Origin of the sequence: Paenibacillus rhizophilus, from assembly GCF_003854965.1 — a bacterium.
GTDB lineage: Bacteria > Bacillota > Bacilli > Paenibacillales > Paenibacillaceae > Paenibacillus_AQ > Paenibacillus_AQ rhizophilus.
Genome location: NZ_RQPI01000001.1, coordinates 847,547 through 866,365, shown reverse-complemented (window position 1 = coordinate 866,365; position 18,819 = coordinate 847,547). Strand labels below are relative to the sequence as shown.

Below are 18,819 nucleotides of genomic sequence, written 5' to 3'. Positions count from 1 at the left end.
CTTTTTCAAGGCTTTTTGAACCCCAGAATGAATACGGTTTCGTTATCGGTGGAGCGGAAGAACATGTTTCCTTTGTGGTTTTCCATAATCTTCTTGCAGATTGTCAGTCCAAGACCCGTTCCATGCTCTCTGCCCGTCACAAAAGGCTGAAACAGCTTCCGCTGAATGTCATCCGGAATTTTCGGGCCATTGTTGGCTATCTTTAAGTAGATCCATTGTTCGTCTTCATCGCTGGAAATCCAAATCCGCTTCTCACGGCTGACATTGCCGAGCGCATCGATACTGTTATTAAGCAGGTTGGAGAGAACCTGTTGGATCGGTGTCTTCTGAACGCAGACGGCCAATTCTTCCGGCAAATCGACTGTCAGTTCGATGTTGTTGTTGATAAGCAGCGGATTAATGAGCACCAGCACGGAATGAATCTGTTCCCGGAGGTTTATCCAGACAAAGCGATCCACGACAGGTTTTTTTGGAAAAGGTTAGAAAGCCGGTTATCTGCATTTGAATGAGATCGAACTCGGTCTCAATGATGTGGATGTAATTTTCTACGAGAGCCAGCGACTCTTCGGGCAGACGGCCCCGGATCAGCTTGATGAAACCTCTAATGGAGGTGAGGGGATTGCGGATTTCATGGGCCATACTGGCCGCCATTTTGCCGATCAGATTTAATTTGTCGTCATGCAGCTCATCCAGCCTTTGTTCTTGCTCTTCCAGCTGTGAGTGGACATGATCTGTATAATACTGGGAAACTTGCCGCTCATACGTATCAATGCGCTCGCTCAGAAGGGCCAACACCTTCATCAGCTTTCCTTCATCCAGCGGCGCATCCGAAAGCGCTTTAAACACAGATTGACGGAATAAATGGGAGCTGTGCATGACATGCACGATCGGCACTTTTTTAAGAAACAGAATTTGGCACCATTCCGGTAAATGCTGAAAAAGGGGGTGCTCCTGGACAGGAATATGTACGGCTGTGACCAGATCAAAATAGAGCTTGCCATGCCCCCTTAATTTATCCAAATTATAGAATTTTGGATACTCCTTGTCGACTTCGTTCAACCACCACTCAATGATGGCATCCTTCTGCCGGCGAATATATTCAAGCGCCTGCTCCATCCATAACCAGCTCCAATGATAGTAAAATTTAACATTCACCTGATCAAAAGATTCAATATATAAATTATATTCCTGGTTTAATTATAACGAAGATCATTGGAGATCACCATAGAATGAAGCCGGATATAGGATTATGGAAGTGGTTCATAGTGCCCGAATTCATAGTAGACATAGTACCTATTTTGCATAAATGAACAGTTTAAAATTCTATTCGTATGCGATTTCAATCTCGACATCCTTCAGCCCTTCTCACCAACACCCTCCTGCACATCCCCTCGATTCCTGAAGAAAAACGTCAAATTTTAGGTAATTTATACAAATGTTCTCAATTTGTTCATTGATCTTTCATTCCCTTTCACTTTATAATCTGGGTGGTTTTTGCATTGAAAGAATTCTGTTCCATGCATGTGAAACTCCCAATCGACGAAAGGAGAGATTTGATGAGAATCAACAGGAGAGATTTTCTCAAGTGGTCGGTGGCGGCCGTGGCAGCGCTGAAGTTGGAAATGGATATGGACAAGCTGAACACGGTTATGGCAGCGGACACAGACCCGCCGGTCATCTGGCTGCTGGGATCGGGTTGTTCGGGCTGCAGCATATCTACGCTGAATGTGACGAATCCGACCACCATCGAAGATGTGCTTCAGAACAAAATCAGTATGAAGTATGACAGCACACTCATGGCGGCTTCAGGAGAAAGTGCGATGCAGGCGCTCGAAAATGCGGCGAACCAGTATAACGGACAATTCATTCTCGTGATCGAGGGTGCCATTCCCGGGGGAGCCTCCAAGAACTACTGTATTATCGGCGAGCAGAACGGGGTACCGCTCACGATGTATGATGCTGTACTCAAATATGGACCGAAAGCGAAATATGTCGTAGCGGCAGGCACCTGCGCCTCATTTGGCGGTGTGGCGGCCGCAGCCCCTAACAGCACAGGATGCGTATCCGTGAAGTCCCTGCTGAGCGGCCAAACCGCGAACCCGATTGTCAATTTGGCAGGATGTCCTGTAAATGCGACGGTAATGGTGCAGACGCTGCTTGATTTAATCTTGACTGGTGTTCCTTCTCTCGATGGCAACAGCCGCCCGAGCAAATTTTTCGGCACGACCATACATAGTGTGTGTCCGAGAAAAGGACAAACCCAGGTCTCCCAGCCCGGAATTTACGGCTGCTATAGACAAGTTGGCTGCAAAGGCCCCGGAAACCAATCGCCATGCCCGTCGCTCAAGTGGAACAACAAACAAGGCTGGTGCATCCAATCGGATCATCCGTGCATCGGCTGTACAGCACCTGCATTTCCTCTAAATCCGATCATTTCCGTTTCAAGCGGTGGCTAAGAAAGGGCGAATAATCGTATGGACCCCTTTAAAGTGGTTCTATAGGTAGGAGGCTCCCAATCTACAAAAAAGGAGAGTATTTGATGAGAATCAACAGGAGAGATTTTCTCAAGTGGTCGGTGGCGGCCGTGGCAGCGCTGAAGTTGGAGATGGATATGGACAAGCTGAACACGGTGATGGCGGCGGACACGGACCCTCCGGTCATTTGGTTGCTCGGGTCGGGCTGTTCAGGCTGCAGCATATCCACACTGAACGTAACGAACCCTACCACCATCGAAGATGTGCTTCAGAACAAAATCAGTATGAAGTATGACAGCACGCTTATGGTGGCTTCAGGTGAAAGTGCGATGCAGGCGCTTGAGAATGCGGCGAACCAGTATAACGGACAATTCATTCTCGTAATCGAGGGTGCCATTCCCGGGGGAGCTTCTAAAAACAACTGTATTATCGGCGAGCAGAACGGGGTTCCGCTTACCGTATATGATGCTGTGCTCAAATATGGACCGAAAGCGAAATATGTCGTGGCGGCAGGCACCTGCGCTTCCTTTGGCGGTGTGGCGGCCGCAGCCCCCAACAGCACAGGGTGCGTAACCGTTAAGTCGCTGCTGAGCGGTAAAACCGCGAAACCGGTCGTCAATTTAGCGGGGTGTCCCGTGAATGCGACGGTAATGGTACAGACACTGCTTGATTTGATTTTGACTGGTACACCTTCTCTTGACAGTTACAGCCGCCCGACAAAATATTTCAGCAGAACCGTACACAGTGTTTGTCCAAGAAGAGAAACAGAAGAAGTTTCCCAGCCCGGAAAATACGGCTGCTATGAGGAAATCGGCTGCAAAGGCCCTGATAACCAATCGCCATGTCCGTCGCTAAAGTGGAATAACCGACAAGGCTGGTGCATCCAATCGAATTATCCGTGCATCGGTTGTACATCTCCCGCATTCCCGCAAAATCCTGTCATTTCCGTCTCAAGCGACGACTAAGAAAGGGTGAATGATAATGAGTACAATTAAACTGGATCCAGTAACTCGTTTGGAAGGACATTTGAAGGTTGAAGTCACGCTGGGCGCCGATAATACGGTTGCTTCCGCCACTGTTGCCGGAATGCTGTTCCGGGATTTCGAAAATATGCTGCTGAATCGGCCACCAAGGGATGCTTCATTCCTGACTCAGCGAATTTGCGGGGTATGCCCGGTTCCCCAGGCCGTTGCTTCCGCAAAGGCGGTTGAGAAGATAAAGGGCTTTAAACCTAATCTCCAGGGGCTGATGCTCCGGAATCTGATTCAAGGGGCGAATTTCCTGGACAGCGGGATCACGCATTTTTACCATTTATCGTTACTGGACTATATTCAAGGTCCGCAGATGAGCCCATGGACGGGAGGCTATACGCAGGATCTAAGGTTCAGCGCCGCCGATACCCAAACGCTGACGGATCACTATATTTCGGCGCTGCAAATCCGCAGAAAGGCCAATGAAATGGCGGCCATCTTCAGCGGTAAGCTTCCCCATGCCGCGAATATTATTCCGGGCGGTGTAACGGCCTTGCCTTCGGCAACGGAAATCACCAATTTCCGAAACTATTTGAACGATATACAGTCCTTCATTTCCAATACTTATCAATCGGACGTCAACATGCTGGCTTCGGCTTACAACGATTACTACAACGTGGGCACAGGGTACGGCAACCTGATCACCTTCGGCGCATTTGACACGAACACTTCAGGAGGCTTGTTATTCCCGGCCGGCACTGTCACAGGCGGAACCGTCGGCGCATTCAACGAAGCGAACATTAAGGAATACAATAAATATTCCTATTACTCCTCTCCGAGCGGACAAGCCCCGGCAAGCGGCACCACAACGGCGAGCTACGGAAAGAGCGGAGCTTACACCTGGTTGAAATCTCCACGGTACAACAATACGGCTTTTGAAGCGGGACCGCTGGCCAGAGCATGGGTAAGCGGCGACTATCGCAGGGGCGTATCCGTTATGGACCGGCATATGGCGCGCTACGTGGAAATGTCCAAACTCGTAAGCAATATGCAGACGTGGCTGGATCAAGTGACACCCGGGGCCAGCGGCTTTACGAATATCGGCGATCCGGTATCGGGCAGTGCCTCCGGTTTAACGGAAGCTCCTCGGGGCGCGATCGGGCATTGGGTATCGGTATCCAGCTCCAAAATTTCAAAATACCAAATTATCACCCCAACCTGCTGGAACGCTTCCCCGATGGACGATTCCGGCAACCCGGGTCCTGTCGAAAAAGCGCTGATTGGTACCCATGTGGAAAACCCTGCGCAGCCTGTGGAGCTGCTCCGCATTGTGCATTCCTTTGACCCCTGCACCGGTTGTTCCGTGCATGTCATGTCCCCTGACGGCGTGGAAATGTCCAAATTTGTCGTGCAGCCTCTTGGCAAATAACGATGAAGGACACGGCGGTCATTGGAATCGGCAACATACTCTTGAAGGATGACGGCATCGGCGTCCATACCATCCGCGAATTGGAGAAAGAAGACCTCCCGTCCACTGTTGAACTGGTGGATGGGGGGACTTCCACCCTGGCTATGCTGAGCTATTTTCTGGAGTGCCGGAAAATTATTGTTGTCGATGCGTTGAAAGCAGGCTTCGAGCCCGGAACGATTTACCGAATCAGGCCAGAGGATCTTGCGAGCTACAAGAAAGAAAATTTATCCATTCACGATGTTCAGATTTTTGATGTGGTCAAAATGGCCCGGATGCTCGGTGCCGCTCCGGACGTGATCATATTCGGCATTGAACCGCAGGAGATCTGCTTTGAATTGGAATTGTCGGATCTCATGAGGAGTAAGATTCCCGACATAATCGGGCTTCTCAAGCAAGAATTGGGCTTCGCAAGGCAGGAGGAGACGAACTTTGCATGAAGCGGCTATTGTAGAAAGCGCCTTGGAATTGATCCTCACGAAAGCTGAAGAGCACCACTTAACAAAAATTAGGCGCATCACGGCCAAGGTGGGAGAACTGTCGGGGGCCCTTCCGGAAGCCATGCAATTCGTTTTTCAAAACGCATCGCATGGTACGATTGCGGAAGGGTCGGATTTTATCATCGAACAGGTGGAAGCAACTGCCTCATGCGGAAGCTGCGGCATTTCGTTTCCCATCCGTTTTTACCATCCCGTGTGCCCTTCGTGCGGCGGGCTGGACAATCAGGTCCTTACAGGTTATGAGCTGTATATCGATACGATGGAGGGTGATTAAATGAGCAGCATTAAAGTGGTTACCAACATACTGAAGGTGAATGACGAGCTAACGCAGCAGAACAAGAAGCTGATGAATGAGAAGGGGCTTTATGTCATCAATTTGATGAGCTCCCCGGGATCAGGCAAAACTTCCATTCTGGAGAAAGTGATCGCGAGGCTGAAGGATGAAGTGAACATTGCGGTGATCGAGGGTGACCTCTATACGACAAAGGATGCCGAAAGAATCGAGGCCCACGGGGTGCCGGTCGTGCAAATCAACACCGAGGGCGGGTGTCACCTGGATGGGCAGATGATCCGGAACGCCTTAAGCCATTTGAACTTGGACGAAACGAACCTGCTGATCATCGAGAATGTCGGCAACCTGATTTGTCCCGCATCGTTCGAGCTGGGGGAGGATCTGATCATCACCGTTTTAAGTACGACGGAAGGAAACGACAAGCCGCAGAAATATCCGCGCATGTTTGAAAAGTCCGGCATTATCATTTTGAATAAAGTCGATTTGGTGCCCTATACGAACTTTGACAAGGATGAATTTCACAAAGATATCAGAGAAATCAATCCTAAGGCGAAGGTTCTTGAAACTTCCTGCATAACCGGCCAGGGGATTGATGAGCTTTGCGCCTGGTTGAAGGAAACGATCTCGATCTCGAATCCAGTATAAAAAAGGAGAGTTAACTTATGCCTCATATTGGTTTTGGCGAACTTATTGTTATTTTGGTCATCGCGTTAATTGTGTTCGGTCCAGGCAAGCTTCCCTCCGTGGGCGGAGCTATCGGTAAAGCCTTCTCCGAATTTCGGAAAGCGGGCAAGGAGTTAACCGGCGAGACTGCCGCTTCCACTGCTGCTAACGAGCCTGTTCCGGTTCAAGCTGCCGCTGTTCCGGTTCAGGCTGCCGTCGTTCCTCAAGAAACCCATGAAGTCAAGTCGTAATCGTCTCATCGGTGAATATTGATGTGGGAGAGCGAAAATATCGTTAGCGCCGTTCGCTGGCTGGGCAAATTCCGCGCCCGCATCCTCGCCGGAGTGTTGGTTGTCATCGTCGCAGCGACGGCTGTATATGCGGTGTCGGACCCGCTTTTGAAGCTTTTGTGCCGGCCGCTTCAGGATCAGCCGCTGTTCTTTATGACTCCCGTGGATGGAGTGATGACGAAACTGCGGGTGGCGATGTTCGGAGGAGTTCTGGCGTCGTTTCCCGTTCTGGCCTGCCTGCTCGTGTCCATGTTCGCCTCCTTGCTGGATCGCGGCATTCGTCTCAAAATTTATTTTTTGACCATTCCGTTAGCTGTCGTTCTTTTTGCGGGGGGGATCGCATTTGCCTACGAGTTTATTTTGCCGAACACCGTCGACTTCCTGATCCAGAGCGGAGAAGGGGTTCTGAGGCCGATGATTTCCGGGAGTGCTTATGTGTCGTTTATGGCATTCTTTTTGATCTCGGTGGCACTGGTGTTTGAACTGCCGATCGTGATGGTTGCGCTGTCGAGAATTGGTCTGATTCATTCCAAGATGCTAATGAGAAAACGGAAATTCGCCGTGCTGGGAATCGTGATCATATTGGCGATTTTGTCTCCAACTCCTGATGCGTTCTCGCTTCTGGCGGAATCGATACCGGTGGCGGCATTGTACGAAATCAGCATTTGGACGATTTACCTTCTGGAGCGAAAGGGCATGTCAAGGATGAAGCGTGTGACTACCCATGATTAATCGAAACTCTTTGCGGCATGACACGGATCAACCGGTGTTGGAACATTTGGCGGAGCTGCGCAGAAGATTAATTGTGACAGTGGCTTCCGTCATCGTTCTGACTGCCGTCATTTATACGAAAGCGTTCCTGATTGTAGAGATTCTAAAAAGATCCGTTGGGAACGTGGGGCTGGATCTGGCGTTTTTTTCGTTAACCGGAGCTTTTGTCCTAAGGGTCAAGCTGTCTCTTATTGCATCCCTCATCGCGCTGTCGCCACTCATCGGTTATCAGCTGTTTGCTTTTATCGGTCCCGGCCTAACCGCCAAGGAACGAAAAGTGCTGCTTACGGCTGTGGTTTATATGGTTCCCAGTTTCATTTTGGGCGTAGTTCTCTGTTATGCGGTGGTCGTTCCTTCCGTTTTGCGCGCACTTCTCACATACGGAAACTCTTATATGAAGGCGGCCTTGGCGGGCGAGGAATACCTCAGCTTCATTGCGATGCTGTGCGTCGTTTTCGGTCTTGTCTTCATGCTTCCTTTTCCGCTGATCGCGCTCGGGAAGCTGGGGCTCCTGCGCTCCTCCTGGATGAAAAAAGCGAGGTTCACCATTGTGTTCTCCGTATTGATTGGGGAAGGTTTGCTCTCGGCTGACATCGCCTCGGTAATCCTGCTGGCCGTACCTTTGATTCTTATTTATGAAATCAGCCTGAGAGTCGTCATACGGATGGAGAAACGCAGGGAGGTAGCGTCACTAACACAGGAATGGAATGAGGGCGAAAAGCTATGTTGAGTGAGGTCATCCGGGTAGATGTCCAGGTGAAGGGTATTGTGCAGGGAGTGGGGTTCCGCCCTTTTGTATACCGGCTTGCGCATCAGCATGATCTTAAAGGGTGGGTCACGAATGACTCAAGCGGCATCAGACTGGAGGCGGAGGGCCGCAGGACGGACATCGATGCTTTTTTGGTTTCATTGCGGGCATCCGCCCCGCCTCTCTCTCATATCGAGGAACTGACCTGGGAACTGCAATCTCCTAACGGATACACGGAATTCCGCATAAAAGAGAGCGTTGGCGCCGCCTCTCACGAGGTGCACCTCTCGCCAGATATTTGCGTTTGTGAGGATTGTCTTGCGGAGCTGAAGGACCCCGGTAACCGGAGGTTCCGATATCCGTACATCAACTGTACCAACTGCGGGCCACGGTTTACCATTACGGTTCAAGTTCCATACGACCGGAAGTATACGACCATCCGGGATTTCGAGTTGTGCGAGGATTGTGCGAAGGAATATCATGACCCGGCTAACCGGCGGTTTCATGCCCAGCCAGTGTCTTGTCCAGTCTGCGGTCCGTCGGTATATCTGCTGGATGCTTCCGGCAAAAGGGTGGATAGTGCTGATCCGGTCGCGTATGCTGCCGAATGTTTGAAGTCGGGCGCCATTCTGGCGGTTAAGGGCCTCGGCGGCTATCACCTGGCTTGCGACGCGACGCGGGAGGCTACGGTGCGGGAGCTGCGGGTGCGCAAGCGCAGGGACGGCAAGCCGTTCGCCGTTATGGCGGATACGCTGGAGACGGTTCTCCGCATATGTAACGTGACGGAGAAGGAGCGGGAGCTTCTCACAAGCCCCCAGCGGCCGATCGTCCTGCTTCCCTTGAAGTCAGAGGCGCGCAAGCTTCTTCCGGCCGATTTCCTTTCTCCCGACAACGGCATGCTGGGAGTGATGCTGCCGTATACTCCGTTGCAGCATCTTTTGTTTCTGGACGGTTTGGAGCTTATGGTCATGACGAGCGGCAACCGTTCCGGTGAGCCTATTGTGTACCGCGATGAGGAGGCGGTACCGACTCTTCAAGGAATCGCCGACTATTACCTGGTTGGGGACCTGCCTATCCATATTCGGACGGATGATACGGTAACCAGTGTGTTTCGTGAACGGGAGTACATCATTCGCAGATCACGGGGGTACGTCCCTTATCCCGTCGACTTGACTGCTGTCGTTCAATCGGCGGAAAGGCAGCCGCATAAGTCCCGCAACCCTCCCATTTTGGCTTTGGGGGGAGAATTAAAGAATACGTTTTGTTTGGTCAAGGATCGCAAAGCTTTTGTCAGCCATCATATCGGCGATCTGGATAACCTGGAAACGCTGGATTCCCTGATGGACGGAGCGGAGCATTTTGGGCGTATTTTCTCAGCCGAGGCCGGGGTTTTGGCCTACGATATGCACCCTGGATACCGGTCCTCCCAATATGCGTCCGTACAAAAGAACATTGTCAAGATCCCCGTTCAGCATCATCACGCCCATATCGCTTCCTGTATGGCGGAGAACGGCATTTCCGGTCCGGTGATCGGGGTCGCCTTCGACGGGACGGGACTAGGGGAAGACGGGCATATCTGGGGCGGTGAATTTTTCGCCGGGGATTACGGCGGATTTGAGCGTATGGCCCGCTTCGGGTATGTTCCGCTCCCCGGCGGGGATGCGGCCGTCAAGGAGCCTTGGCGGATGGCATTGAGCTATGTCATGAATGACGATGCGACGGAGCTGCCGGCCGATTGGCTGAATAACATTGAGCCGTACAAAAGGGACATCGTCAAACGCCAAATCCTCCAGCGCATCAACACGCCGCTAACCAGCAGCGTCGGCAGGTTGTTTGATGCTGTGGCGTCTCTGACCGGTGTCTGCCATTATGCCGAGTACGAAGGCCAGGCGGCCATTCGTTTGGAAAGGGCGGCAGATCAAGAGGTGTCACGGATTTATCCGTACGAAGTGAAGGATTTGAAAGGCATACTTGAGATCGGCACTGCGCCTCTAATCCGGGAACTGGTTCGCGAGATGCGGAGCGGAATGAGTATTTCCGGAATTTCCGGAGCGTTTCACCGGACATTGGCTGCAATTGTAGGGGATGTCTGCCGGCGAATTCGGTCCGAGCGGGGTCTGAATGAGGTGGCGCTCAGCGGCGGTGTGTTTCAAAACCGCTTGCTGCTTGCCTTTACGGTCGACGAATTGGAACGCAGCGGGTTTCGCGTATGGCTCCACAGCAAGGTGCCTGCCAATGATGGGGGGCTTTCACTAGGCCAGGCGGCGATTGCGCTGGGCAAATATCTAACATGGGAAGGGATGCGGGAATCATGTGTTTAGCCATACCCGGAGAAGTAGAAAGCGTATGTGGTGATAAGGCGGTGATCGATATTACCGGTATCCGGAGGGAAGTGTCCATTGCCCTGGTCGACCGGGTGAACGTGGGAGATTACCTGCTCGTTCATGCGGGCTGCGCGATTGCGATCATCGATAAACAAGAAGCGTTGGAAACGATGGAGCTGCTTCAGCAGCTGGCGGGGGAGTATCCATGATTAGTCAATTGGGGACATCTGGGAATCAAACGTTGACGGAAAGCCTGGTGAAGGCAATCCAGCGCTATGACGGCAGGCTCGTTTCGATTATGGAAGTATGCGGTACCCATACGATGGCGATCTCCCGTTACGGGATTCGGGAATTGCTGCCGCCGAACGTCAGGCTCGTTTCTGGGCCGGGCTGTCCGGTCTGCGTAACCCCGAGCTTTTACCTGAAATCGGCTTTAGAGCTCTGCAGGAGAGAGGATACCATCCTGGCCACTTTCGGCGACATGATGCGGATTCCGTATAAGGGCGTCAGCTTACTGACCGAGAAGGCGATGGGCAGGGATATCCGTATGGTATATTCCCCGCTGGACAGTCTGGATATCGCCCGTCAGCATCCGGATAAGACGGTTATCTTTCTGTCTGTCGGGTTTGAGACGACGGTTCCGGTAACGGCCATTACGGTTCTGGAGGCCGCGCAGCAGGGGCTTGATAATTTCATGATCTTGTCAGCCAATAAGACGATTCCGGCAGCGATGCACCTGCTATCTTCGGACCCTGAAGTCGCCGTTGACGGCTTCCTGTATCCCGGCCATGTCAGCGCGGTAATCGGTTCCAGCTTTTACGAGGAACTGGCCAAGGCGTATGGGATTCCCGGAGCCATAACCGGGTTCGACCCGGCGGATATTCTGGGCTCGATCCTATACGTTCTGGAGCAAATCCGGGACAACAAGGCCACAGTCGCCAATTTGTATTCCATGGTTGTTCAGCCGGGAGGCAATCCGATTGCCCGGGGGAAAATGGATGAAGTATTCGAGCCTTCGGATGCCGTATGGCGGGGACTGGGGCAGATCCCGGGCTCAGGCCTTCGGCTTCGCGAGAAATACAGATCCTTTGATGCGTGGGGCCTGATTAACGGCTCAGTGGAGGAGCGGGACGAGGAAGCGGGCGGCTGCCGCTGCGGCGATATATTAAAAGGAAAATGTCTCCCATCCGATTGCAAGTTGTTTGGAAAAGCATGTACGCCCGAAACCCCGATCGGTTCCTGTATGGTGTCGAGCGAGGGTACTTGCGCGGCATATTACCGATACCAATAGCGGGAGGAAGACCAATGAGCGAAATCATTACTCTAGCCCACGGCAGCGGGGGGAAGCTGACCCATCAACTGATCCAAGGGATATTTCAGAAACACTTTCGGAATGATTGGCTCCTAGAGGGCGGTGATTCGGCAGTGCTGGAAACTCTCCCGGGACAAATGGCATTCACCACGGATTCCTATGTCATTCATCCGCTTTTTTTCAAGGGAGGGAATATCGGGAAGCTGGCCATCTGCGGGACCGTTAACGATCTGGCCGTCTGTGGGGCAATTCCCAGGTATATTAGCTGCGGTTGGATTATCGAAGAAGGGTTTCCTCTTGGGGAACTGGAGGAGATTGCGGAATCCATGGCGTCGACCGCACAGGAAGCCGGTGTATCGATTGTAACAGGCGACACCAAGGTTGTTCCTAGGGGCTGTGCGGACAAGCTATTCCTTAACACCTCCGGAGTGGGTTTTATTCCGGAAGGTCTCCAGCTGTCCACAGCTTTGATCCGGCCGGGGGATCGTGTGATTGTCACCGGTACGATCGGGGATCACGGAACAGCGATTCTGATTGAGCGGGAACAGCTGCGGGTGGAAACCGAATTGGCAAGCGATTGTGCGCCGCTGAACGGAATGCTGGAGCTGGTAACGGCTTCAATGAGCGGTGCCGTAAGACTTATGCGGGACCCGACCCGCGGCGGCGTAGCCACTACGCTGAATGAATTTACCGAGGGGCAGGGCTTCGGCATCCGGCTGGAGGAGAGTACGCTTCCCGTAAAAGGGGAAGTGAGCGGTCTATGCGGCATGCTGGGGATGGACCCGCTGTACATAGCTAACGAGGGCAAAGCCATTCTGGTGGTCGACGGGGCTCAGGCGGACCGAGTGATGGAACTGCTGCGCAGTCACCCCTTCGGGCGGGACGCTGCCGTGATCGGCGAAGTTGTCGCGGATCATCCGGGAAAGGTGTATATGCGTACGCTGGCCGGAGGCAACCGCATCATCGATGTGCTGGTAGGCGACCAACTGCCCCGGATTTGTTAAGCAGCGGGATACGCAATACTATGACGGTCCGAGACTGCAGGAATATCTGTAAAAATGAAGCGTGAGGCGCTTCTACCAGGAGAAGGTGAAATGAATGAGGAGAATTTCCGCCAGTAACGGCTACGTCTACTTTCTTGTTGTATTGGCGCTGCATGTGTTGGGGGGAGCCGGATTTCTCACGGCAGCGGCCCGTCAGCCGGAGCTGTGGGGGCTTGGCCTTTTGGCTTACACGCTCGGTCTGCGCCACGCTTTTGATGCCGATCATATTTCGGCCATTGACAATACGATCCGGAAGCTGATCGAACGGAAGAGAAACCCTTTAGGCGTAGGCATGTATTTTTCCCTTGGGCACTCGACGGTCGTCTTTCTCATGGTGCTGGGGATCGCGCTCTCGATGAACACATTTGTGCTCGATAATCCAAAAGTACGTGAAATCGGCGGGCTGATCGGAACGCTGGTATCCGGATTCTTCCTGCTCTTCGTCGGACTGATTAATGTGTTCACACTTATGAAGCTATGGCGCGGAGCCCGGGGGGCGGCGAACCAAACAGGCGGGAGTTCCGGATTAAGTCATGTGCATGGACCCAAGGGAATGTTTACCCGTTTGTTAGCTCCTGCCCTTCGAATGATCAACAAAAGCTGGCATATGTATCCGCTCGGATTTCTGTTCGGGCTTGGCTTTGATACGGCGACGGAAGTGAGTTTGCTTGCTATATCGGCCAGTACTGCGAACGACTCGGTCTCGATTATTGGCATTTTGTCCCTACCGCTGCTGTTTGCTGCCGGAATGAGCCTGATGGACACGGTCGACGGCGCGATTATGACAAGGGCCTACCGCTGGGCATTCATTTCGGACAAGAAAAAGACAGCCTATAACCTGATCGTTACCGGTGTCTCGGTTGTATCCGCGTTTTTTATCGGCGCCGTTCAGCTCGTTCATCTAATTGAAGCGAAATGGCCGCAGCATCTCCAGTGGATCAACAGGCTCGGTATCGATCACGTTGGCTACGCTCTGGCCGGATTTCTGATTTTGATCTGGATCGTCTCGATGTTTATTTGGAGAGGGATGAGAGGCAGACAGGCCGTTGACGGAATGTGAAGTAAGAGCACCTTTACGATCACGATAACCATGATCAGAACAAGGAAGCCGTCAATACTGCGAGGCTTCCTTTGTCTCTTTCTGAATATTTAGATCTGATTTGGTGGAGTATGCTGCCTCCAAGAGAAAGGGCGTGAAAATCTAGTGGCCAAAATAAGAGAACCGGAAGAGGTCTCGAAGGATACTCAGATTCAGCAAATGCTATCGGTTGCGAGAAGCAGGGGGATAGAAACGGCCTTTGATCGTGCCGATCAGATGGCGGCGAGGTGTCCGTTCGGGTCGGCCGGCGTCTGCTGCCGTTCCTGCCTTGAAGGTCCTTGCCGAATTGTGCCGAACGGAAATGGGCCAAGGCGCGGAGTTTGCGGTTCGAATGCAGATACACTAGTGGCGAGAAGTCTCCTGAACACGATGATTCAGGGAGCGTCGGGCCATGCCGAACACGGCAGAGAAGTCGCAATGGCTTTGCTGAAGACGGCGGAAGGGAAAGCTCCGTATGTGATCCGGGATGTCGGCAAATTGATGCAGGTGGCTGAAGGTTTAAACCTGGAGATTGAAGGGAAATCCATAAACGAAGTTGCAAAAGCTGTGGCGCTTACAGCACTTGAGGATTTTCAAAAGCATGAAGGGACGATGAACTGGATTGAGTATCGGGGTCACAAAAAGTCGCGCGAAATCTGGGATAAGCTTGGCATCACACCGGTAAATGCCCACCTAGAAATCGCAAAAGCGGTCACAAGAAACGCCATGGGTGGCGATGCCGATCCGCTCAACCTGCTGCTGGGCTCCGTTACGATGGGGCTGGTTGACGGCTACAGCGGATTGCACTTGTCTTCCGATCTGCAGGACATTCTGTTCGGGACGCCGAAAGCGGTCAAATTCAATTATTCCCTTGCGGTGCTTAATGAGAAGCAAATCAATATCGCGGTTCATGGTCATATTCCGCTGCTGTCGGAGAAAATCGTGGAATGGGCACGAATACTTGAGCATAAAGCCCTAACCGTCGGTGCGGAAGGGATCAATATTGTCGGTGTCTGCTGCACGGGAAATGAGCTTTTAATGCGTCAGGGAGTGCATGCCGCTTCCAGTTTTTCTTCCCAAGAGCTGGTGATTGTGACAGGTGCGCTTGAAGCGATGGTTGTCGATATCCAGTGTATTATGCCGGGAATCCAGCAGGTGGCGGAATGTTTTCATACGGAAATCATCACAACCATGCCGCATGTCAAAATTCCGGGTGCGACGCACGTTAATTTTGAACCGGAATACGCGGATGAGGCGGCCAGGGAAATCGTGGAGAGATCGATCCGCAATTTTGCAAAACGTGACCCGATAAAAGTAGTCATTCCCACCGGTTCGGTGGAAGCCTATGCCGGATTTTCCGTCGAACAGCTCTGTGAAGTAACCGGGAAAATCAACGAGAAAAATCCTTTACAGCCGCTGATTGACGCGATCAAAGACGGAACTATCCGCGGGGTTGCCGCACTAATTGGATGCACAAACCCAAGGGAGCCGCAAGATATAGGAAACGTTACCGTTGCAAGGGAACTGCTCAAAAATAATGTATTGATTGTGACCACAGGCTGCGCAGCGCATTCGTTGGCCAAATACGGGCTCATGAATGAAGGCGGGCTTGAGGCGTGCGGCGATAGTTTGAAGTCTTTGTTGCAGCAGCTTGGACAGCATGCAGGCTTGTCTACACTGCCGCCGGCTCTTCACATGGGCAGCTGTGTGGATAATTCCAGACCGTTGGATTTGCTGTCGGCAATTGCGGACGAATTGAATGTTCCTGTCTCCAGCCTTCCTGCAGTCGGCAGTTGTCCGGAAACGCATAGTCCAAAGGCGCTTACGATCGGAACCTATTTTATTGCTCATGGTGTGGATGTTCATGTCGGCGTGGACCCGCAGGTGTCAGGTTCGAATCTGGTCACTCGGACACTCACCGGAAGCCGCGAGGATAAAGGCATTACGATGGATGGACTGTTTGGGGGGAAGCTGATCGTTGAAAGTGACCCTGTGAAAGCGGCCGCTATTTTACTTGAGCGGATTGATATGAAACGCGAAGCGCTAGGGATCTGAAAGATAAAGATAAGGGAGGGAAAGAAAAAATGAGCCAGGCATTAAAAATCGCAATTTCGGGCAAAGGCGGCGTGGGAAAAACAACGGTTGCTGCGATGTTCTCTCATTTATTTATGAAAAAAGGGCACCGGGTGCTCGCCATTGATGCGGATCAGGATGCCAATCTCGGAATGGCATTAGGGTTCAGCAGGGAACAATTGTCAGAAGTCCGCACCATAGCCGATGACCGGGATTTGATCAAGAAAAAGACCGGAGGCGAGCCGGGCGTCAGCGGCAGCTGGTTTTCCCTAAACCCAAAGGTTGACGATATTCCGGAGAATTATGTTGTGAGTAAAGACGGCATTAGGCTTTTGCAAATGGGCGGAGCGTCAAAGGGCGGTTCCGGCTGCGCCTGTCCGCAGAGTACTCTGCTGAAAACCTTGCTAAACTACTTGGTGACCGAAGAAAACGACGCGGTGATTATTGATTTTGAAGCAGGGCTGGAGCATCTTGGGCGTTCGACCGCCAAAAATGTGGATGCGTTGATCCTCGTCATCGAACCGGGAAGCCGAAGTCTGGAGACGGCAAAATCTGTAATTCACCTGGCGAAGGATATTGGAATCGAGCAATTTTATCTGATTCAAAACAAATGGATGGAAGGACTAAGCAGCACAGATGTGTCCTTTACTGCGGAAGAACGGGTGAGCTTACTTGGCAGTATACCATTTGATCCGGCCTTTATAACCGCTGATCGTGAAGGTGTGGCGGTATATAGTGCTTTAAATGATAGGCTTACGGTTTGTTTCGAGCAAATGCTGGAACTGCTGCTCAAAGAAATGAGCGGTTCCCCAAAAAGCGTTCAGATCCTTTAAGATATTATGATTAATTCTAAAGACGGCGATAAGCTAAATGGCAAGGAGCTCCTCATTGCCACCTCTTCGGGAGGCGCCCAGAGCATGTACCAAGCCGGAGGATTTCATAATTACTCTTACAGCGAGCTGCTGCGGCCGTTCCAGCAAACCGCCAACCTGGCCGGAATGATCTACCGCCCGCCCTTTGTAGTGAGCGGAATTCGCGAAGTGAGCGATGAACAACTGGAGAAGTATGCCGCGGATTTCGCCGTCTACGTGGAGGGCCGGCCCGTACTCTCGAGCACAAAAGGTTAACCGCAGCCGCATACACCGAAGACAAATAACGCTCCAGCCCCTTTCAGCCGCAGCAGCGGCCGGGAGGGGCTGGATTCGTTAATTGCACATTTAGTTGAGCGGACGCACCTCAGTAATACCCCAAATCTTTAGGGCTACGCCTTAAAACCCCGTCCTAAATCTTATGAGGTCGAATATCCGGATCGAGAGATGATAAAAGAATTCACACATCGCTATCAAAAACTAAACGGAACAGCCGCAGTTGAAATTTTGCAGGATTATTGTTCGCAACTAAAAATAAGAAACCAAAAACAGTTTATTAATAAGGCTATTGATAAATTCTTCAAGTTACAAAAATAACAAACATATAAAACATGAACGAAACATTAATCTTCAATTGCATACTTTTGGATTAAAAACCCATCCCCCCATTTGCAGAGGATGGGTTCGTCCATCTATATGGTAGAGAGGAGGACGAGCGGTTTTAAGTACTGCTTACATCGTTACATGGCGTACTCGAAAATTTCCATGATCTCGTCGTGCGAGCCTTGGACCGGATTGGTCACGCCGCATGCATCCTTAAGCGCATTCGCCGCCAGCACGGGGAAGTCTTCCCGCTTCACACCCAGCGCCGAGAGTCCGGACGGGATGCCGACCCGCTCCGCCATTACCTCAATGGCTTCAAGCGCAAGCGCCGCGCCTTCTTCCGCAGTGACGCCGTCGGTATTCCGGCCGAGCGCCTGAGCCACGTCCTTCAGCCGCGCAGAGGCTTTGACCGAATTATACCGCTCCACATGCGGCAGAAGAATGGCGTTACAGACCCCGTGCGGCAAATTGTAGAAGCCTCCGAGCTGATGCGCCATTGCGTGGACATAGCCAAGGCCCGCGTTGTTGAACGCCATACCGGCAAGGAATTCGGCATACGCCATCTGCTCGCGCGCTTCCTTGTCCGATCCGTCGTCAACGGCACGAACTAGAAAATCCCGGATAATATTTATCGCTTTTAGTGCGCAAGCATCCGTAATCGGCGTCGCATTGATCGAGACATATGCTTCGATAGCATGCGTCAGCGCATCCATGCCGGTTGCGGCGGTCAGGGATTTCGGCATCGCCATCATCAGGTCGGGATCGTTGACCGCGATCAGCGGCGTTGTATGCTTGTCGACAATAGCCATCTTGATATGGCGCTCCTCGTCGGTGATGATACAGAACATGGTCATCTCGCTGGCCGTTCCTGCTGTCGTATTGATGGCGATGAGCGGAGCGGCGGGCTCTGCGGAAATATCCACGCCCTCATAATCTCCGATTTCTCCCCCGTTCCCGGCCAGAAGGGCGATCCCCTTGGCGCAGTCATGTGGCGAACCGCCTCCGAGCGAGACGACGCAGTCACAATCGGAATCCTTGTAGAGCTTCAGACCCTCGCGCACATTCGTCACTGTGGGATTCGGCTGCGTTCCGCTGTATAGGGCGGTGCGGATTCCATTTTGGTTCAGCACTTCCGTGACTTTGGCGGCAAGTCCGATGTCCACGAGCGGCTTGTCGGTAACGACAAGCGCTTTTTTGTAGCGGAGCTTACTGATTTCTTCACCTGCGTCCGAGAGCGCTCCAGATCCCATCAGACTCATTCCCGGCATCATAAATTTCGCTTTACCTGTCATTTCGCACCTCGCTATTTGTTGGTTGGAAAATATTGTGTTATCCTTGCT

General features: G+C 52.1%; 20 protein-coding genes. 17 read left to right on the top strand and 3 right to left on the bottom strand.

Annotated features, from left to right (window positions below; genetic code table 11):
- Positions 1–5: 5 nt before the first annotated feature.
- Positions 6–413, bottom strand: coding sequence for a sensor histidine kinase (locus tag EH198_RS04055; protein ID WP_185702740.1), 408 nt, complete (start codon positions 411–413; stop codon positions 6–8).
- Positions 397–1,116, bottom strand: coding sequence for a histidine kinase dimerization/phospho-acceptor domain-containing protein (locus EH198_RS04050; protein ID WP_124694233.1), 720 nt, complete (start codon positions 1,114–1,116; stop codon positions 397–399). The genes EH198_RS04055 and EH198_RS04050 overlap by 17 nt, the downstream gene beginning before the upstream one ends.
- Before the next feature lie 440 nt (positions 1,117–1,556).
- On the opposite strand from EH198_RS04050, the gene EH198_RS04045 reads away from it, so the two are divergent.
- The 17 genes from EH198_RS04045 to EH198_RS03965 all read left to right on the top strand — a co-directional run bounded on the left by EH198_RS04045 (position 1,557) and on the right by EH198_RS03965 (position 17,134).
- A complete protein-coding gene (locus EH198_RS04045) occupies positions 1,557–2,456 on the top strand; it encodes a hydrogenase small subunit (RefSeq protein ID WP_124694232.1) in 900 nt (299 codons plus the stop codon).
- An 83-nt stretch (positions 2,457–2,539) separates the two neighbouring features.
- Positions 2,540–3,439, top strand: a complete 900-nt coding sequence (locus EH198_RS04040; protein ID WP_124694231.1) for a hydrogenase small subunit — start codon at positions 2,540–2,542, stop codon at positions 3,437–3,439.
- Positions 3,440–3,455: 16 nt separating this feature from the next.
- Positions 3,456–4,874 carry a nickel-dependent hydrogenase large subunit gene (locus EH198_RS04035; RefSeq protein ID WP_124694230.1) on the top strand — a complete coding sequence of 473 codons (1,419 nt, stop codon included), beginning with the start codon at positions 3,456–3,458 and terminating at the stop codon, positions 4,872–4,874.
- Positions 4,875–4,876: 2 nt separating this feature from the next.
- Positions 4,877–5,353 carry a HyaD/HybD family hydrogenase maturation endopeptidase gene (locus EH198_RS04030; protein ID WP_124694229.1) on the top strand — a complete coding sequence of 159 codons (477 nt, stop codon included), beginning with the start codon at positions 4,877–4,879 and terminating at the stop codon, positions 5,351–5,353.
- Entirely contained in the window at positions 5,346–5,687 is a 342-nt protein-coding gene (locus EH198_RS04025; protein ID WP_124694228.1) for a hydrogenase maturation nickel metallochaperone HypA/HybF, read from the top strand. Before EH198_RS04030 ends, EH198_RS04025 begins: the two co-directional genes overlap by 8 nt.
- Complete coding sequence (gene hypB / locus EH198_RS04020) at positions 5,688–6,350, top strand: hydrogenase nickel incorporation protein HypB (RefSeq protein ID WP_124694227.1); 663 nt, start codon at positions 5,688–5,690, stop codon at positions 6,348–6,350.
- 17 nt (positions 6,351–6,367) lie between these two features.
- Positions 6,368–6,619 (top strand): Sec-independent protein translocase subunit TatA/TatB, encoded by a 252-nt coding sequence (locus tag EH198_RS04015; protein ID WP_124694226.1) that lies wholly within the window; start codon positions 6,368–6,370, stop codon positions 6,617–6,619.
- 21 nt (positions 6,620–6,640) lie between these two features.
- The gene (tatC, locus tag EH198_RS04010; protein WP_124694225.1) at positions 6,641–7,390 is read left to right on the top strand and encodes a twin-arginine translocase subunit TatC; all 750 of its coding nucleotides are present in this window, start codon (positions 6,641–6,643) and stop codon (positions 7,388–7,390) included.
- Positions 7,383–8,159, top strand: a complete 777-nt coding sequence (gene tatC, locus EH198_RS04005) for a twin-arginine translocase subunit TatC (RefSeq protein WP_124694224.1) — start codon at positions 7,383–7,385, stop codon at positions 8,157–8,159. Before tatC (EH198_RS04010) ends, tatC (EH198_RS04005) begins: the two co-directional genes overlap by 8 nt.
- Positions 8,156–10,498, top strand: coding sequence for a carbamoyltransferase HypF (hypF, locus tag EH198_RS04000; RefSeq protein WP_221621475.1), 2,343 nt, complete (start codon positions 8,156–8,158; stop codon positions 10,496–10,498). The genes tatC (EH198_RS04005) and hypF overlap by 4 nt, the downstream gene beginning before the upstream one ends.
- Positions 10,489–10,710 (top strand): HypC/HybG/HupF family hydrogenase formation chaperone, encoded by a 222-nt coding sequence (locus tag EH198_RS03995; protein WP_124694222.1) that lies wholly within the window; start codon positions 10,489–10,491, stop codon positions 10,708–10,710. Before hypF ends, EH198_RS03995 begins: the two co-directional genes overlap by 10 nt.
- The gene (gene hypD, locus EH198_RS03990) at positions 10,707–11,792 is read left to right on the top strand and encodes a hydrogenase formation protein HypD (protein ID WP_124694221.1); all 1,086 of its coding nucleotides are present in this window, start codon (positions 10,707–10,709) and stop codon (positions 11,790–11,792) included. The genes EH198_RS03995 and hypD overlap by 4 nt, the downstream gene beginning before the upstream one ends.
- A gap of 14 nt (positions 11,793–11,806) precedes the next feature.
- Positions 11,807–12,817 carry a hydrogenase expression/formation protein HypE gene (gene hypE / locus EH198_RS03985; RefSeq protein WP_124694220.1) on the top strand — a complete coding sequence of 337 codons (1,011 nt, stop codon included), beginning with the start codon at positions 11,807–11,809 and terminating at the stop codon, positions 12,815–12,817.
- 94 nt (positions 12,818–12,911) lie between these two features.
- Positions 12,912–13,916 carry a HoxN/HupN/NixA family nickel/cobalt transporter gene (locus EH198_RS03980; protein ID WP_124694219.1) on the top strand — a complete coding sequence of 335 codons (1,005 nt, stop codon included), beginning with the start codon at positions 12,912–12,914 and terminating at the stop codon, positions 13,914–13,916.
- 144 nt (positions 13,917–14,060) lie between these two features.
- Positions 14,061–15,989 carry an anaerobic carbon-monoxide dehydrogenase catalytic subunit gene (gene cooS / locus EH198_RS03975; protein ID WP_221621474.1) on the top strand — a complete coding sequence of 643 codons (1,929 nt, stop codon included), beginning with the start codon at positions 14,061–14,063 and terminating at the stop codon, positions 15,987–15,989.
- 29 nt (positions 15,990–16,018) lie between these two features.
- Positions 16,019–16,840, top strand: a complete 822-nt coding sequence (locus tag EH198_RS03970) for an ATP-binding protein (protein WP_124694218.1) — start codon at positions 16,019–16,021, stop codon at positions 16,838–16,840.
- Positions 16,841–16,846: 6 nt separating this feature from the next.
- Positions 16,847–17,134 carry an NAD(P)H-dependent oxidoreductase gene (locus EH198_RS03965; protein ID WP_124694217.1) on the top strand — a complete coding sequence of 96 codons (288 nt, stop codon included), beginning with the start codon at positions 16,847–16,849 and terminating at the stop codon, positions 17,132–17,134.
- 482 nt (positions 17,135–17,616) lie between these two features.
- On the opposite strand, the gene yiaY is transcribed toward EH198_RS03965, so the two are convergent.
- Positions 17,617–18,771, bottom strand: coding sequence for an L-threonine dehydrogenase (yiaY, locus tag EH198_RS03960; protein WP_124694216.1), 1,155 nt, complete (start codon positions 18,769–18,771; stop codon positions 17,617–17,619).
- Positions 18,772–18,819 lie beyond the last annotated feature (48 nt).

Bases quoted from the DNA above. Each gene is read 5' to 3' on its own strand.
- EH198_RS04015 (WP_124694226.1), top strand. From the start codon at position 6,368: ATGCCTCATATTGGTTTTGGCGAACTTATTGTTATTTTGGTCATCGCG.
- EH198_RS03980 (WP_124694219.1), top strand. From the start codon at position 12,912: ATGAGGAGAATTTCCGCCAGTAACGGCTACGTCTACTTTCTTGTTGTA.
- hypD (WP_124694221.1), top strand. From the start codon at position 10,707: ATGATTAGTCAATTGGGGACATCTGGGAATCAAACGTTGACGGAAAGC.
- EH198_RS03965 (WP_124694217.1), top strand. From the start codon at position 16,847: ATGATTAATTCTAAAGACGGCGATAAGCTAAATGGCAAGGAGCTCCTC.
- hypB (WP_124694227.1), top strand. From the start codon at position 5,688: ATGAGCAGCATTAAAGTGGTTACCAACATACTGAAGGTGAATGACGAG.
- EH198_RS03970 (WP_124694218.1), top strand. From the start codon at position 16,019: ATGAGCCAGGCATTAAAAATCGCAATTTCGGGCAAAGGCGGCGTGGGA.
- EH198_RS04040 (WP_124694231.1), top strand. From the start codon at position 2,540: ATGAGAATCAACAGGAGAGATTTTCTCAAGTGGTCGGTGGCGGCCGTG.
- hypE (WP_124694220.1), top strand. From the start codon at position 11,807: ATGAGCGAAATCATTACTCTAGCCCACGGCAGCGGGGGGAAGCTGACC.
- EH198_RS04030 (WP_124694229.1), top strand. From the start codon at position 4,877: ATGAAGGACACGGCGGTCATTGGAATCGGCAACATACTCTTGAAGGAT.
- tatC (WP_124694225.1), top strand. From the start codon at position 6,641: ATGTGGGAGAGCGAAAATATCGTTAGCGCCGTTCGCTGGCTGGGCAAA.
- EH198_RS04045 (WP_124694232.1), top strand. From the start codon at position 1,557: ATGAGAATCAACAGGAGAGATTTTCTCAAGTGGTCGGTGGCGGCCGTG.
- yiaY (WP_124694216.1), bottom strand. From the start codon at position 18,771: ATGACAGGTAAAGCGAAATTTATGATGCCGGGAATGAGTCTGATGGGA.
- EH198_RS04035 (WP_124694230.1), top strand. From the start codon at position 3,456: ATGAGTACAATTAAACTGGATCCAGTAACTCGTTTGGAAGGACATTTG.
- EH198_RS03995 (WP_124694222.1), top strand. From the start codon at position 10,489: ATGTGTTTAGCCATACCCGGAGAAGTAGAAAGCGTATGTGGTGATAAG.
- tatC (WP_124694224.1), top strand. From the start codon at position 7,383: ATGATTAATCGAAACTCTTTGCGGCATGACACGGATCAACCGGTGTTG.
- EH198_RS04050 (WP_124694233.1), bottom strand. From the start codon at position 1,116: ATGGAGCAGGCGCTTGAATATATTCGCCGGCAGAAGGATGCCATCATT.